This window comes from Bradyrhizobium sp. USDA3516 (assembly GCF_057651995.1).
Genome location: NZ_JBYGYN010000011.1, coordinates 156,642 through 172,059, shown reverse-complemented (window position 1 = coordinate 172,059; position 15,418 = coordinate 156,642). Strand labels below are relative to the sequence as shown.

Below are 15,418 nucleotides of genomic sequence, written 5' to 3'. Positions count from 1 at the left end.
CGGCCACTGGCCCCTCCACCGTCATTGCGAGGAGCCCTTGCGACGAAGCAATCCAGACTGCCACCGCGGAAAGACTCTGGATTGCTTCGCTGCGCTCGCAATGACGGAGAATGTGGCAACCGCCTCACCGGGCAGCCGCAACTCTCCTGGCGGTCAGATCAGCGTCTCGTACAAATCCATCCAGTCTGGATTGAGGCTCTCGATGAGGGCAAGCTTCTTCGCCCGACTGCCACCCTTGATCTGCTTCTCGCGCACAATCGCGTCCGCCATGGTCGCGTGCAGTTTGTACCAGACGAGAAGCTTGCAGCCGTACTTGGACGAGAAACCGTTGACCAGTCCCTCGCGATGCTCGAACGCGCGGCGCGGCGGATTGGAGGTGACACCCGTGTAGAGCGTTCCGTTGCGACGATTGGCGAACATGTACACGCAGGGTTGCTTCATCATCGTGCTCGGCTGAGACAGCTTCTACGATAGCACAACCAAGAGATGATTACGAGGCTTTCGTCACAGCGTCATTGCGAGGAGCCCTTGCGACGAAGCAATCCAGGCTGCCGCCGCGGAAAGATTCTGGATTGCTTCGCTGCGCTCGCAATGACGGAGTAGGTGGCGCGGACGTCGCGCTCCGGCGACACTCCTACTCCGCCAGCGCCTTCATCTGCTTGTAGAGATCCGACTTGCCTTCAAAGCCGATGCCTGCAAGCTCGGGCATGGTGATGTGGCCGTTCTCGACGCGCACGCCGTCGGGGAAGCCGCCATAGGGCTGGAACAGGTCGGGATAGCTTTCGTTGCCGCCAAGACCTAAACCCGCGGCGATGTTGAGCGACATCTGGTGGCCGCCATGCGGGATGCAGCGGCTCGGCGACCAGCCGTGGGTCTTCAGCACCTCCAGCGTGCGCTGGTATTCGCACAGGCCATAGGACAGCGCGCAGTCGAATTGCAGCCAGTCGCGGTCGGGGCGCATGCCGCCGTAGCGGATCAGGTTGCGGGCGTCCTGATGGCTGAACAGGTTCTCGCCGGTCGCCATCGGGCCCGGATAAAATTCGGCGAGCGCGGCCTGCAGCGCGTAGTCGAGCGGATCGCCGGCTTCCTCGTACCAGAACAGGGGATAATCCCGCAGCATCTTGGCGTAGGCGATGGCGGTCTCCAGATTGAAGCGGCCGTTGGCATCGACGGCGAGCTGGGCGTCGTTGCCGATCTCCTTCAGCACCGCCTCGATGCGGGTGCGGTCCTCGGCGATATCAGCGCCGCCGATCTTCATCTTGACGACGTTGTAGCCGCGGTCGAGATAGCCCCGCATCTCAGCCCGCAGCATCGAGAGATCCTTGCCCGGATAATAGTAGCCGCCCGCCGCATAGACGAACACGCGCGGATCGGCTTTGACGCCGTGACGCTCGGCGAGCAAACGAAACAGCGGCTTGCCCGCGATCTTCGCCACCGCGTCCCACACCGCCATGTCGATGGTGCCGACCGCGACCGAGCGCTCGCCGTGGCCGCCCGGCTTCTCGTTGGTCATCATCGCGGCCCAGACCTTGTCGGGGTCGAGATTGTCGCCCGTCGCGTTCAGCAGCGACTTCGGATCGGCCTCCAGGATGCGCGCCGAAAAGCGCTCGCGGATCAGGCCGCCCTGTCCGTAACGGCCGTTGGAGTTGAAGCCGTAGCCGACGACACACCTGCCGTCGCGGACCACGTCGGTGACGACGGCGACGAGGCTGGTCGTCATCTTCGTGAAGTCGATATAGGCGTTGCGGATCGGCGAGGAGATCGGCTTGGTGATTTCTCTGATATCGACGATGCGGACGGACATGGGGTGGCCTTTTCTTTCGTCATTGCGAGCGCAGCGAAGCAATCCAGAGTGTCACTGCGGAAATGGTCTGGATTGCTTCGTCGCAAGGGCTCCTCGCAATGACGAGGAGAGAGTGTGCGCTCCTCGCAATGACGAGGAGCGAGCGGCGCGCGCTCAGTTCAAACTATTTCTTATCCCGGAAGTACGGCTCCACCGGACCGTGCACCTTGATGGTCAGCGGGTTGCCGTGGCGGTCCTTGGCGTTCCCTGCGGTGACGCGGACCCAGCCTTCGCTGATGCAGTACTCCTCGACATTGGTCTTCTCGATGCCCTTGAAGCGGATGCCGACGTCGCGTGCCAGGATCTCCGCATTGTAATAGGGGCTGTTCGGATCGACCGACAGGCGGTCCGGGAATTCGTCGCTCATGATTGTCTCGCTCACAACAGTGTTTCGATCTGGTTGCGCAATCCTTCGGGCCGGGCGGTCGGCGCGTAGCGCGCGACCACGCGGCCCTCACGGTTCACCAGGAATTTGGTGAAATTCCATTTGATGGCGGCGCCGAGAAGCCCGGATTGCTGGCGTTTCAGGTACTCATACAGTGGATGCGCCTTCGGCCCGTTGACGTCGACCTTCTCGAACAGGGGAAAGGTGACGTCGTAACGGGTTGAGCAGAATTCCTGGATCTCGCTCGCCTCCCCCGGCTCCTGCGCGCCGAACTGGTTGCAGGGAAAACCGAGCACCGAGAAGCCGCGCGGCGAGAGGTCGCGGTGGAGATCCTCGAGGCCGCGATATTGCGGCGTGAAGCCGCATTTGCTCGCGGTGTTGACGATCAAGAGCACCTGCCCCTCGAAACGCCGCAGCGCGACCTCCTCGCCGGCCAGCGAGTTGGCCTTGAAGTCGTAGATATCAGTCATCGCTAGCCCACGGGATCGATCGGCGACGGCGGCACGCCGCCGGCCTCGATCGCCTCGCCCGCGAGCAGGCACAAATCCTCGCGATAGCGGCCGGAGACGATGTGCACGCCGACCGGCGCCTTGCCGACGAGACCGGTGGAGACGACGAGGCCCGGCAGTCCCATGAAGGGAATCGCGATCTGCGGCAGCTGCGCTTCCCAGACTCGCTTGAAGGAGTCCTCGTCCTTGCGGTCGAGATGGTCGGGGAACGGCAACTCGCCGGAGACCGGCGTCAGCAGCACGGCGTATTTTTCGAAGAACAGCATCCAGTCGCGCGTCAGCGTGGCGCGCCGGGTCAGCGCCTTGGCGTAATTGGCCTGGTCCATCGGCGTGACCCTGGCGCGGTTGCCGCGCAGGCAGGCCAGTGCGCCGGGATCGCCCTCGCGCTCGGCCATCTCCAGCTGCGCCTCATAGCCGTCGCCGAGCCAGAGCTTGATCTGCCACTCGACCGCTTCGCGCATCGGCGGCGTGTCCTCGATCACATCGACGGTCCAGCCGGCGCGCTCCAGCCGCTTGCCGGCATCGCTCACCGCGGCCTTCACCTCCGGGGCAGTGGCAAGGCCGCCCGGATTGAGGCAGAGCGCAGCGCGCTTGTCCCGCGCGGGGCCTTGCAACGGCACCGGCGCGAACCAGGGATCGCGGATGTCGCGGGCCGACATCGCCTCCAGCGAAATCCTGAGATCGTTGACCGTGCGCGCCAGCGGGCCCGACACCGCCATGATCTGCGGCCCGATCGGGCGCTCCGGCAGCGCCGGGTTGAAGGCGGGGATGCGGCCGAGCGTCGGACGCAATCCATGCACGCCGCAGGCATAGGCGGGATAGCGGATCGAGCCGGCGATGTCGGTGCCGTGGGCGATGTGGCCGATGCCGGCGGCGACCGCCGAGCCGGCGCCGCCGGACGAGCCGCCCGGCGTCAGCGAAGCGTCGCGGGGGTTCTTGGTGTCGCCGTGGACGAGATTGGTGGTGAACCAGCGATAGGAAAAGGCCGGGCAATTGGTGCGCCCGAGCAGGATGGCGCCGGCTCTGCGGAAATTGGCGACCACCGGATTGTCCTCGCGCGCGATCAGGTCGCGCTGCAGCTTGAGGCCGTTGGTGGTGGCAAAGCCTTCCTGGTCGACATTGGCCTTGATGGTCACGGGCACGCCGGCGAGGACGCCGGGGTCCTCGCCCCGGCTAATTGCGGCATCGACGGCATCGGCCTGCGCGAGCACATCGTCCGGCCGGTGGTCGATCACCGCGTTGAGCTGGGGATTGACGGCATCGAGCCGGGCGAGACCGGCCTTGGCGGCCTCCCTGGCGGACACCTTTTTGGACCTGACGAGGGTGGCGAGGTCGGCGGCCGAGAGGCGCCAGAGATCTTGCATGGCTTGCTCCGTGTAACCGGCGTGTTTTAGCGCCGGGAACGCGGCAAAGCCATGCGGATTTCGCGGGGGTGAAGGGCAGGGCGTCATGCTGTCTCCGGCTTCGCCGCGCGCACATTGCAACCTCTCCCGCGTGCGGGAGAGGTCGACGCGAAGCGTCGGGTGAGAGCTCTATCCTCTTGGGGGTTCTCACTTGCTGAGACACCCTCTCCCCAACCCTCCCCCGCAGGCGGGGGAGGGAGCGCACCTCCCGTGCCGCTAATGCCTCGTCGCGGACTGGTCCGGCATGTCGAGCAGCGCTTCGGCGAAGGGAAACTCCAGTACGATCTCGCCGTCGGCGTCGGTCACCTCGATGACCGCCTCCAGCAGGGCCGGCTGGGTTCCTTCCGACTTCACGACCTCGAGGATCATCTGGCGCGCGACCTCCCAGGCGCGATCGGGGTTGCGCAGGTCCTCGCCGTCAGGATCCACGATCAGTTCGTCGCCGATGCGGGTGTTGAAGAAATATCTGGGCATGCCTGATCCAATGGGGTCGTCCGTCGCCGATGAGAAGCCGTTCCATACTCACAACTGGTTTATCCCGACAGGGATCACGACCTATCGGCAATTTTGCGTATCTGACCCGGTCGTCTTTGCGGCCGCAATACGCCATCTTTGCAGTGCAACAATTCCCGCAGCCTACTACCTAGGTCGGGAAAATTTCACTGGCGAACTTTGCCGCCCGCACTAATTTGTCTGATGGGCGGATACGTCCGAATTCGCGAAAATGGAGAGCCAAATGGCCTGGAAAGCCCCGAAGATCGTCGAAGTGCCCTGCGGCATGGAAATCAATATGTATGTGAGCGCCACCCGCAAGTAAGCGGCTGGCGGAAACGCGTTCTGCGCAGGTGGTTCTTTCGGTCACGATACGTTTCCGGCAGGGAGAAACCGCGTCCGAAACTGTCTTGGGCCTTTAGATCCACCTCGCCAATTCGCCTCCAGGAGACGGATCATGCTTCGCGTCGTCGTCCTGGGCGCCGGGGCCGGCGGCGGAGTTCCGCAGTGGAATTGCGGCTGCGAAGGCTGCCGCGCGGCTCGTGCGAATGGACATGAGCTGTTTCGAACCCAGGCCTCGGTCGCCTTCAGCGGCGATGGCGAGCACTGGTTCCTGATCAACGCCTCCCCCGATCTCCGCCAGCAATTGAATGCCACGCCGCAGCTGCATCCCAAGGCGGGCGCGCTGCGCCATACGCCGGTTGCAGGCGTGATCCTGACCAACAGCGAGGTCGATGCGGTGGCCGGCCTGCTGTCGATGCGCGAAGGCTCGCCCTTCACGGTCTATGCGCACGAGAAGGTGCTGGCGATCCTCAGCTCCAACAGCATCTTCAACGTGCTCAACGAGAAGAACGTGCGACGTCAGCCGATCGCGATCCGCGAGCCGTTCGAGCCGCTTCTGCCCGACGGCACCCGCTCGGGACTCGAGGTGCTGCCCTTTGCGGTGCCGGGCAAATCGGCCTGGTATCTCGAAGGCAAGGCGCATCCGGGTGGCGAGAGTGGCGACGGCGACACGCTGGGCCTGAAGGTCACCGACAAGGCCACGGGCAAGTTCTTCTACTTCATCGCAGCCTGCGCCGAGGTCACCGACGCGCTCAAGGCCGAGATCGACGGCGCTTCACTGGTGTTCTTCGACGGCACGGTCTGGCGTGACGACGAGATGATCAGGGCCGGGCTCGGCCACAAGACCGGCAAGAGCATGGGCCACGTCGCGATGTCCGGCGAGGACGGCGCCATCGCGCGGCTGGCCGACCTCAATATCGACAGGAAGCTGTTTCTGCATATCAACAATTCGAATCCGGCGCTGCTGCCCGGCTCGCCCGAGCGCAAGATCACTGAGGAGGCGGGCTGGCAGATACCCGCAGATGGAACGGAGATCGTGCTGTGAACGCCGCATCACTGACTGGAATGACCGCGCTCTCGATCGGCAAGGACATCAGGCTCACCAGCGCCGAGGAGCTGGAGGCGACGCTGCGCCATATCGGAGCGACGCGCTATCACAGCCTGCATCCGTTCCATAAGCTTTTGCATGGCGGCAAGCTGAACAAGGGCCAGGTGCAGGCCTGGGCGCTCAACCGCTACTATTACCAGAGCACGATTCCGATCAAGGACGCGGTGGTGATCTCGCGCTTCCGCGACCGCGCCACGCGCCTGGAATGGCGCCATCGCATCGAGGACCATGACGGCGACGTCGGCAGCGAAGGCGGCATCGAGCGCTGGATCAAGCTGACCGAAGGACTCGGGCTCGACACCGCTTACGTCGAATCCACCGAAGGGATCCTGCCGGCGACGCGCTTTGCCGTCGAAGCCTATGTGCATTATTGCCGCGAGAAGAGCCCACTAGAGGCGATCGCCTCCTCGCTGACCGAGCTGTTCGCGCCTAATCTGCATGAAGAGCGCATCGCCGGCATGCTGGAGCATTACGACTTCGTCAACCCCGACATCATGAGCTACTTCAAGCGCCGCCTGACCCAGGCGCCGCGCGACGCCAATTTTGCGCTCGATTATGTCAAGAGGCACGCCACGACGCCGGAGCAGCGCGCGCAGGTCTGCAATGCGCTGATCTTCAAGACCAACGTGCTATGGGTGCAACTGGACGCGCTCCAGCACGCCTATGTCGAGGGCCACATTCCGCCGGGCGCGTTCGTGCCCACAGCGAGCTGACGAGGAGGATCGATGGCCGGGCCGCGGAACATCAGCGTCAGCGAGGCGAGCCGCCCCGTGCTGCCGCGGCATGCCAAGCTGAAATACGACGAGACGCGGAAGGTCTGGGTGATCCTGGCGCCGGAGCGCGTGCTGGCGCCGGACGAGATCGCGGTCGAGGTCTTGCAACTCTGCAACGGCGAGCGCAATGTCGGCGACGTCGCCGATCAGCTCGCCGCAAAGTACGCCGCGCCGCGCGAGGCGATCCTCGCCGACGTCATCGCCATGCTGCAGGATCTCGCCGACAGGGGCTTTCTCACCGAGATCAGGGAGAAAACGTCATGAGCGACGTGACCATCCCGCCCAGCGACAGCCTCGCGGTGCTGGAGAAGCAGCGCTCGACGGCGGAGACTTTCGGCATTCCGCTCGCGGTGCTGCTCGAGATCACCCATCGCTGCCCGCTGCAATGCCCCTATTGCTCCAATCCGGTCGAGCTCGACCGTTCGGGCAAGGAGCTGACGACCGACGAGTGGAAGAAGGTGCTGAGCGAGCTCGCCGAGATCGGCGTGCTCCAGGTGCATTTCTCCGGCGGCGAGCCGACGGCGCGGAAAGACCTGGTCGAGCTGGTGAAGCATGCCAGCGATGCCGGGCTCTATACCAATCTGATCACCTCGGCCGTCCTGCTGACGCGCGACAAGCTGAGCGATCTCGCCGATGCCGGGCTCTGCCATGTGCAGATTTCTTTCCAGGGCATCGAGGACGGCCTCGCCGATCGCGTTGCCGGCTACAAGGGCGGCCACCGCAAGAAGCTCGACGTCGCGAAATGGACGCGCGAGCTCGACCTGCCGCTCACCGTGAACGCGGTGATGCACCGGCAGAATCTGCACCAGCTCCCTGATATCATCCAGATGGCGCTCGATCTCGATGCCGACCGGCTCGAGGTCGCCAATGTGCAATATTACGGCTGGGCGCTGAAGAACCGCGCCGCCTTGATGCCGACCGTGGCGCAGTTAGAGGAATGCACTGCCATCGTCGAGGCGGCGCGGGAGCGGCTGAAGGGCCGGCTGACGATCGACTATGTCGTGCCGGATTATTACGCGCTACGGCCGAAGAAATGCATGGGCGGCTGGGGCCGGCAGTTCTTCAACATCTCGCCCGCCGGCAGGGTGCTGCCCTGTCATGCCGCCGAGAGCATCACCGGGCTGGAGTTCGAATCGGTCCGCTCCAACCATTCGATCGCCTGGATCTGGCAGAACTCGGAGGCCTTCAACCGCTATCGCGGCACCGGCTGGATGAAGGAGCCGTGCAAGACTTGCGAATTCCGCGAGATCGATTTCGGCGGCTGCCGCTGCCAGGCTTTCGCGCTGACCGGCGATGCCGCCAACACCGATCCGGCCTGCGCGCTGTCGCCGCTGCACGAGACCATCTTCAAGCAGGCGGAAGCCGAGGCCGAGGGCGAGACCAGCCGTTTCCTCTACCGCAACTTCGCCGGCGGCACCCTGGAATCCGGGAATGATGCCTGACGCCGACGCGGCCGCTTCCGTCAAACGCGCCGATCCTTTTGCGCCGCTGACGTCCGACATGCTCGACGTCGGCGACGGCCATGAGCTCTATGTCGAGAGCGTCGGCCGCAGCGACGGCATCCCTGCGGTCTATCTGCACGGCGGGCCCGGCTCTGGCTGCCAGCCCGACCATCGCCGGCTGTTCGATCCCGACCGCTTCTGCGCCGTGCTGTTCGACCAGCGCGGCTGCGGCCGCAGCCGGCCCAAGGGATCGCGCGAGCACAACACCATTGCGCACCTGATCGCGGACATGGAGACAATCCGCGAAAAATTCGGCTTCGAACGCTGGATGGTGGTCGGCGGTTCCTGGGGCGCGACGCTGGCGCTGGCTTATGGGCAGGCGCATCCCGCGCGCGTCTCGGGCATTGCGCTGCGCGCGACGTTTCTCGGCACGCGAGCGGAAGTCGAGGCGGCCTTCACCTCGCGCCTGTCGCAATTCCATCCGGCGCTGTACGAGGATTTTCTCAGCGTGCTGCCGCTAGAAGAGCGCGAGCGGCCGGTGGACGCCTATTGGCGCCGCATCCTCGATGCCGACCCTGCCGTGCATGGCCCCGCGGCAAAGGCCTGGCACGACACCGAGCGCGCACTGTCCGAGCACAAGCCGGCAAGGAACCGCCTCGACCTCGCCGCGCTGAACGTCTGGCGCACATTGCCGGCGACGCCGTTCATGGAAGCGCACTATTTCATCAACGACAGCTTCATGACGGAGAACCAGCTGCTGCAGAATGCGAACAGACTCGCCGGCATTCCCGGTATCATCGTGCAGGGGCGTTATGATTTGCTGTGTCCTCCCGCGACATCCCAGGCCCTTGCGAAAGTCTGGCCCGGTTCCGAGCTTCGCATCGTGGAAGAAGCCGGCCATTCGCTCTATGATGGCGGCGTGAGGGACGCGGTCATGAAGTCGATCGCAGACCTTGCATCGAAGATCGGGCGATAAGAGGACAAGAACAATGCCGCTCGCCGGAACGGGCATGCTGCTGACGTCGATGAACATCGACGCTGCGGACGAGGCCGATTTCAACCGCTGGTACGATCGCGAGCATCTGGAAGAGCGCGTCGCGATCGATGGATTTCTCGAAGCGCGGCGCTATGTCGCGCATGCCGCCAACCCCAAATATCTCTCGCTGTACTCGACCGAAACGCTCGGCGTGCTCGACAGCCCCGCCTACCGGACGCGGCTCGCCGACCAGACCGACTGGTCGCGGCGATCCATGGCGCGCTTCAGGGACATGCTGCGCGTGGTCGCGCGCATCACGATCAGCAAGGGTACCGGCCGCGGCGCGTCGCTCGGCCTGGTGCGGCTGCGGCCGACGCCCGACAACGCTGGTGCGTGGCGTGATGCGCTGCAAGAAAAGCTGGCGCCGCAAGACCGCGACGGCATCATCTCGATGCACCTGCTCGAAAGCGAGCCGGAATTGTCGGGCGCGACGGCGGGAATTCCGGCGGTGCGTAACGAGGGCGCGCGCGACTGGTTCGTGCTGATCGACGGCACGCATGTCAATGCGGTCTCCGCCGTCATTGCCGAGCGCTTCACCGGCCCGGCTGCGGCGCCCTTCCCGCTTCCGATCTCCGTCGGCACCTACTGCCTGATGTGGGATCTGTCGAAGAGCGACATCGCGCAGAGCTGAACGCCGCTGTCATTGCGAGCGCAGCGCAGCAATATAGACCTGCCCCGCTGAGAGATTCTGGATTGCTTCGCTTTCGCTCGCAATGACGGAGAGCGATGCTGCACCGCCGCATGGGTGCGCAACGCATTAATGCTGTCCGCGCGCAGCTCCCATGAAAGAGGTGACGCGCGCAAATTTGCCGTTGTACTTCGGAACGGTTCTAATAAGCTAACCCAATGACGTCATTCAGAAACCAGATCGAAGCGCGTTAAGCGCTCGCCAAGCTCGACAAACAAGCTCAAACAAAAAAGGCCGCGGGGTCTTTCGGCCTGCGCGGACAGGGTAGGAATGAAACCGACCGACATCGCGGCCCCCGACTACTTTCACAAAGTGGTCGATTGCCAATGGGCCTGTCCTGCGCACACCCCGGTTCCCGAATACATCCGACTGATCGCCCAAGGCCGCTACAGCGACGCCTACATGATCAATTGGAAGTCGAACGTGTTTCCCGGAATTCTGGGACGCACCTGCGATCGTCCATGCGAGCCGGCGTGCCGGCGCGGACGCGTCGAGGAAAACCCGGTTGCGATCTGCCGTCTCAAGCGCGTTGCCGCCGATTTCAAGGACGACATCAGGCAGCGCCTGCCGAAGCCCGGCCCGAAGAACGGCAAGCGCGTTGCGCTGGTCGGCGGCGGTCCCGCTTCGCTGACGGTGGCGCGCGATCTCGCGCCGCTCGGCTATCACTGCACCGTGTTCGATGCCGACCCGGAAGCCGGCGGCATGATGCGCACGCAGATCCCGAAATTCCGTCTGCCCAATTCGGTGATCGACGAGGAGACCGGCTACATCCTGAACCTCGGCGTCGAGTTCAAGGGCGGCCACCGCATCGACAGCATGAAGGCGCTGCTTGCGGAAAAATACGATGCGATCTTCGTCGGCTCCGGCGCGCCGCGCGGCCGCGAGCTCGAGCTTCCCGGCCGGAAAGAGGCCGCCGCCAACATCCATATCGGCATTGAATGGCTGGCCAACGTGTCGTTCGGCCATGTCGACAAAATAGGCAAGCGCGTCATCGTGCTCGGCGGCGGCAATACCGCGATGGATTGCTGCCGCACCGCGCGCCGGCTCGGCGGCGAGAAAGTCACGGTGGTCGTGCGTTCCGGCTTCGACGAGATGAAGGCCTCGCCCTGGGAGAAGGAGGACGCGATCCACGAGGACATCCCGATCCTCAACTACATGGTCCCGGTGGCCTTCAAGCATGTCGCCGGCAAGCTGATCGGCGTCACCTTCCAGCACGTCAAGGCCGAATACGACGCCAAAGGCCGCCGCAACCTGGTGCCTTCGGGCGATCCCGATCAGACCATTCCCTGCGACGACGTGCTGGTCGCGGTCGGCCAGGAGAACGCCTTCCCCTGGATCGAGCAGGATTGTGGCATCGACTTCGACAAATGGCACATGCCCAAGGTCGATCCGAAGACCTTCGCCTCGACCAACCCGAAAGTGTTCTTCGGCGGCGACGCCGCCTTCGGCCCGAAGAACATCATCTGGGCGGTCGCGCACGGCCATGACGCCGCGCTGTCGATCCACAAGATGCTGTCGGGCGAAGCGATCGACGAACGGCCGCTGCCGGAGGTGCAAATCTCCTCGCAGAAGATGGGCATCCACGAATGGAGCTATGACAACGACATCTCGCCCGACAAGCGCTACAAGGTGCCGCATCGCGACAAGGTCGTTGCGCTCAAGGACATCCGCGCCGAGGTCGAGCTGGGCTATGACGTCAAGCTCGCGCTCGGCGAAGCCCATCGCTGCCTGAACTGCGACGTGCAGACCGTGTTCTCGACCTCGCTCTGCATCGAGTGCGACGCCTGCGTCGACATCTGCCCGATGGATTGCATCACCTTCACCGCCAATGGCGAGGAAACCGATCTGCGCCAGCGCCTGAAGGCGCCTTCGCTGCATCCGGACCAGGACCTCTACGTCTCCTCGGACCTGAAGACCGGGCGCGTGATGGTGAAGGACGAGGACGTCTGCCTGCATTGCGGGCTGTGCGCCGAGCGCTGCCCCACCGGCGCATGGGACATGCAGAAATATTTCATCGAGATGACCCACGCAGGTTCGACATGTCCGACAAAAAGCCGATCAGCAGCGTAAACGACTTCGTCGTCCGCTTCGCCAACGTCAACGGCTCGGGCTCGGCCAGCGCCAACGAGATGTTCGCGCGCGCGATCCTGCGCCACGGCGTGCCTGTCAGCCCACGCAACATCTTCCCCTCCAACATCCAGGGCCTGCCGACCTGGTACGAGGTGCGCGTGACGGAAGAGGGCCATCTCGGCGCCCGCGGCGGCGTCGACATGATGGTGGCGATGAACCCGCAGACCTGGGACAAGGACGTCGCTGGCATCGAGCCCGGCGGCTACCTGTTCTACGATTCCACCAAGCCGATGCCGTCGACCAAGTTCCGTGACGACATCACCGTGATCGGCGTGCCGCTGACCGCGATCACCAACTCGACCTATACCGATCCGCGCCAGCGCCAGCTGTTCAAGAACATCATCTATTTGGGCGCGCTCAGCGCGCTGCTCGACATGGACCCGAAGCTGATCGAGCAGCTGATCGGCGAGCAGTACAAGGGCAAGGAGAAGCTGCTCTCCTCCAACGTCCATGCGCTGCACTTGGGGCGCGACTGGGCGCTGCAAAATTTGAAGTGCCCGATCGGGCTTCGCGTGAAGAAATCCGACAAGGTCGGCGACCGCATCTTCATCGAGGGCAACAGTGCCGCCGCGCTCGGCGCCGTCTATGGCGGCGCCACCGTCTGCGCGTGGTATCCGATCACGCCGTCATCGTCGGTGGCGGAGGCCTTCACCGCCCATTGCAAGAAGTACCGGCACGATCCTGAAACCGGCAAGGCGAAATACGCCATCGTGCAGGGCGAGGACGAGCTCGCCTCGATCGGCATCGTTATCGGCGCCTCCTGGAACGGCGCCCGTGCCTTCACCGCGACCTCAGGCCCCGGCATCTCGCTGATGACCGAGTTCATCGGCCTCTCCTACTTTGCCGAGATTCCGGCCGTGATCATGAACATCCAGCGCGCCGGCCCCTCCACGGGCATGCCGACCCGCACCCAGCAATGTGACATCATCGCCTGCGCCTATGCCTCGCACGGCGACACCAAGCATGTGCTGCTGTTCCCGGAGGACCCGGCCGAAGCGTTCGAGTTTGCGGCCGCCGCTTTCGATCTCGCGGAGCGGCTGCAGACCACGATCTTCCTGATGCTCGATCTCGACATCGGCATGAACCACCGGCTCTGCCGCCCGCTGAAGTGGGACGATGCAAGGCAGTATGACCGCGGCAAGGTGATGACGGCGGAGATGCTGGAGGAAGGCCGCGACTTCGGCCGCTATCTCGACGTCGACGGCGACGGCATTCCCTACCGCACCTATCCCGGCACGCATCCGACCAAGGGCTCCTACTTCACCCGCGGCACGTCGCGCGACCGCTATGCGCGCTATTCGGAGGAAGGCACGGTCTACGCCGACAACATGCAGCGCCTGGTGCGCAAGTTCGAGACCGCGCAGGACCTGGTGCCGCGGCCGCTGCAGGCCAACGCGGAACGGCCGACCAAATATGGCGTGATCTATTTCGGCTCGACCTCGCCGGCGATGGACGAGGCGATCGGGCTGCTGGAGGCGCGCGGGCATCAGCTCGACCGCCTGCGCATCCGCGCCTTCCCGTTCCACTCGAGCGTCGCGAGCTTCCTCGCCGAGCACGATTTCGTCTACGTCGTCGAGCAGAACCGCGACAGCCAGCTGCGCCAGCTCATCGTCAACGAGAACGGCATCGACCCCGTCCGTCTGGTGCCGATCGTGCATTACGACGGCACGCCGATCACCGCCCGCTTCATCGCCAAGGCCATTGGCGACCACCAGGACCACCTCAAGGTGACCCCGCTCCGCAAGGCCGTGTCATGACCTACATCGCAAAACCGAAATTCCATCATCCGGGGCTGAAGAAGAACGCGCTCGGCTACACGCACCGCGACTACGAGGGCAAGATCTCGACGCTATGCGCGGGCTGCGGCCACGATTCGATCACGGCCTCGATCATCGAAGCCTGCTACGAGCTCTCGATCGAACCGCACCGGGTGGCGAAGATCTCCGGCATCGGCTGCTCGTCGAAGACGCCGGATTATTTCCTCGGCAATTCGCACGGCTTCAATTCCGTGCACGGCCGCATGCCATCCGTGCTGACAGGCGCCAACCTCGCCAACCGCGACCTGATCTATCTCGGCGTCTCCGGCGACGGCGATTCCGCCTCGATCGGCTTCGGCCAGTTCGCGCATTCGATCCGGCGCGGCGTCAACATGACCTATATCGTCGAGAACAACGGCGTCTACGGCCTGACCAAGGGCCAGTTCTCGGCGACCGCCGACCGCGGCTCGAAGAGCAAGAAGGGCGTCACCAACACCGACAACGCCATCGACCTCGTCGCCATCGCGCTGCAGCTCGGCGCCACCTTCGTGGCGCGCTCGTTCTCGGGCGACAAGAGCCAGCTGGTGCCGCTGATCGCCGCCGCGATCGGCCACAAGGGCGCGTCCTTCATCGACGTCATCAGCCCCTGCATCGCCTTCAACAACCATGCCGGCTCGACCAAGAGTTTCGACTATGTCCGCGAGCACAACGACGCCGTGAATCGGCTCGACGTGCTGGTCGGCCGCGATCCCATTGCCGTGGATTATGCGCCCGGAACGGTGCAGATGGTCGAGCAGCACGACGGCAGCAAGATCGCGCTGCGCAAGATCGACGCCGACTACGATCCGCATGACCGTCTCGGCGCCCAGACCTTCCTCGCGCGGCACGCCGCCAAGGGGCAGATCGTCACCGGTCTTCTTTACGTCGACCCCGATGCCGAAGACCTGCACGAGCATCTCAACACGGTCGAGACGCCGCTCAACGCGCTCGAGGCGGACACGCTCTGCCCCGGCTCGGCGGTCCTGGACAAGATCAACGCCAGCCTGCGGTGATCATCTTCGCGCTGATGCCGCCGGCCTGACGCGTATCGTGATCTTCTCCGACATGACGGGTGGTTCGAACGGATAGTGTTTGGCGTCGCCAAGCACCAGTTGCAGCGTGTGCGTGCCCGGCGGAAGCTCGAGGAACGTTTCGGTTTGTCCCGCTCCGAAATGCAGATGGGACTTGTCCTGCGGAATCGGCTCCTTGGCATCGATGGGGTCTTTCACATCGATCAACAGATGATGGTGGCCGGCATTGTGGTAATCGTCACCGGCATGCGTCACGCCCATGTTGCGCAGGCCGAACCGGACCCAAAACCCACCACGGATCTTCTGGCCGTCATACGGCGAGATGAAATAAAGCTTGGCGTCCTTTGGCGCAGTTTTGCCTTGCGGATAGGCCGCGCCGGGGAGCAATGCGATGGCGGCCGCCAGCGCGACACAGGAAACGATCTTCATCAAATTGACTC

At 64.2% G+C, this 15,418-nt stretch carries 17 protein-coding genes; 10 read left to right on the top strand and 7 right to left on the bottom strand.

What is annotated here, in order from left to right:
* Positions 1–153 precede the first annotated feature (153 nt).
* From AC24YW_RS29980 to AC24YW_RS29955, 6 genes are all read right to left on the bottom strand, one after another.
* Complete coding sequence (locus AC24YW_RS29980; RefSeq protein ID WP_487486087.1) at positions 154–441, bottom strand: GIY-YIG nuclease family protein; 288 nt, start codon at positions 439–441, stop codon at positions 154–156.
* Positions 442–634: 193 nt separating this feature from the next.
* Positions 635–1,804 (bottom strand): mandelate racemase/muconate lactonizing enzyme family protein, encoded by a 1,170-nt coding sequence (locus AC24YW_RS29975; protein ID WP_487486086.1) that lies wholly within the window; start codon positions 1,802–1,804, stop codon positions 635–637.
* Between the two features lie 163 nt (positions 1,805–1,967).
* Positions 1,968–2,210, bottom strand: a complete 243-nt coding sequence (locus tag AC24YW_RS29970) for a DUF3297 family protein (RefSeq protein ID WP_197948459.1) — start codon at positions 2,208–2,210, stop codon at positions 1,968–1,970.
* Positions 2,211–2,221: 11 nt separating this feature from the next.
* Positions 2,222–2,698: a glutathione peroxidase gene (locus tag AC24YW_RS29965; RefSeq protein ID WP_487486085.1), complete on the bottom strand. Its 477-nt coding sequence runs from the start codon at positions 2,696–2,698 to the stop codon at positions 2,222–2,224.
* 2 nt (positions 2,699–2,700) lie between these two features.
* A complete protein-coding gene (locus AC24YW_RS29960) occupies positions 2,701–4,101 on the bottom strand; it encodes an amidase family protein (RefSeq protein ID WP_487486084.1) in 1,401 nt (466 codons plus the stop codon).
* 255 nt (positions 4,102–4,356) lie between these two features.
* Positions 4,357–4,614, bottom strand: a complete 258-nt coding sequence (locus AC24YW_RS29955) for a DUF6894 family protein (protein ID WP_487486083.1) — start codon at positions 4,612–4,614, stop codon at positions 4,357–4,359.
* Between the two features lie 262 nt (positions 4,615–4,876).
* On the opposite strand from AC24YW_RS29955, the gene pqqA reads away from it, so the two are divergent.
* From pqqA to AC24YW_RS29905, 10 genes are all read left to right on the top strand, one after another.
* Complete coding sequence (gene pqqA / locus AC24YW_RS29950; RefSeq protein WP_007595659.1) at positions 4,877–4,957, top strand: pyrroloquinoline quinone precursor peptide PqqA; 81 nt, start codon at positions 4,877–4,879, stop codon at positions 4,955–4,957.
* A gap of 132 nt (positions 4,958–5,089) precedes the next feature.
* Positions 5,090–6,019 (top strand): pyrroloquinoline quinone biosynthesis protein PqqB, encoded by a 930-nt coding sequence (pqqB, locus tag AC24YW_RS29945; RefSeq protein WP_487486082.1) that lies wholly within the window; start codon positions 5,090–5,092, stop codon positions 6,017–6,019.
* Positions 6,020–6,039: 20 nt separating this feature from the next.
* Positions 6,040–6,795, top strand: a complete 756-nt coding sequence (gene pqqC / locus AC24YW_RS29940; protein ID WP_487486233.1) for a pyrroloquinoline-quinone synthase PqqC — start codon at positions 6,040–6,042, stop codon at positions 6,793–6,795.
* Positions 6,796–6,807: 12 nt separating this feature from the next.
* Positions 6,808–7,119, top strand: a complete 312-nt coding sequence (pqqD, locus tag AC24YW_RS29935; protein WP_487486081.1) for a pyrroloquinoline quinone biosynthesis peptide chaperone PqqD — start codon at positions 6,808–6,810, stop codon at positions 7,117–7,119.
* A complete protein-coding gene (pqqE, locus tag AC24YW_RS29930) occupies positions 7,116–8,297 on the top strand; it encodes a pyrroloquinoline quinone biosynthesis protein PqqE (protein ID WP_487486080.1) in 1,182 nt (393 codons plus the stop codon). Before pqqD ends, pqqE begins: the two co-directional genes overlap by 4 nt.
* Positions 8,287–9,273: a prolyl aminopeptidase gene (pip, locus tag AC24YW_RS29925; RefSeq protein WP_487486079.1), complete on the top strand. Its 987-nt coding sequence runs from the start codon at positions 8,287–8,289 to the stop codon at positions 9,271–9,273. Before pqqE ends, pip begins: the two co-directional genes overlap by 11 nt.
* A gap of 13 nt (positions 9,274–9,286) precedes the next feature.
* The gene (locus tag AC24YW_RS29920; RefSeq protein ID WP_487486078.1) at positions 9,287–9,964 is read left to right on the top strand and encodes a hypothetical protein; all 678 of its coding nucleotides are present in this window, start codon (positions 9,287–9,289) and stop codon (positions 9,962–9,964) included.
* A 327-nt stretch (positions 9,965–10,291) separates the two neighbouring features.
* On the top strand, positions 10,292–12,091 hold the full coding sequence (locus AC24YW_RS29915) for an FAD-dependent oxidoreductase (RefSeq protein ID WP_487486077.1): 1,800 nt from the start codon (positions 10,292–10,294) through the stop codon (positions 12,089–12,091).
* Positions 12,061–13,908: a 2-oxoacid:acceptor oxidoreductase subunit alpha gene (locus AC24YW_RS29910; protein ID WP_025034409.1), complete on the top strand. Its 1,848-nt coding sequence runs from the start codon at positions 12,061–12,063 to the stop codon at positions 13,906–13,908. The genes AC24YW_RS29915 and AC24YW_RS29910 overlap by 31 nt, the downstream gene beginning before the upstream one ends.
* Complete coding sequence (locus AC24YW_RS29905; protein WP_487486076.1) at positions 13,905–14,960, top strand: 2-oxoacid:ferredoxin oxidoreductase subunit beta; 1,056 nt, start codon at positions 13,905–13,907, stop codon at positions 14,958–14,960. Before AC24YW_RS29910 ends, AC24YW_RS29905 begins: the two co-directional genes overlap by 4 nt.
* Here the strand turns inward: AC24YW_RS29905 and AC24YW_RS29900 are convergent, their stop codons facing one another.
* Positions 14,961–15,407 (bottom strand): DUF4399 domain-containing protein, encoded by a 447-nt coding sequence (locus tag AC24YW_RS29900; protein WP_487486075.1) that lies wholly within the window; start codon positions 15,405–15,407, stop codon positions 14,961–14,963. It lies immediately after the preceding gene.
* Positions 15,408–15,418 lie beyond the last annotated feature (11 nt).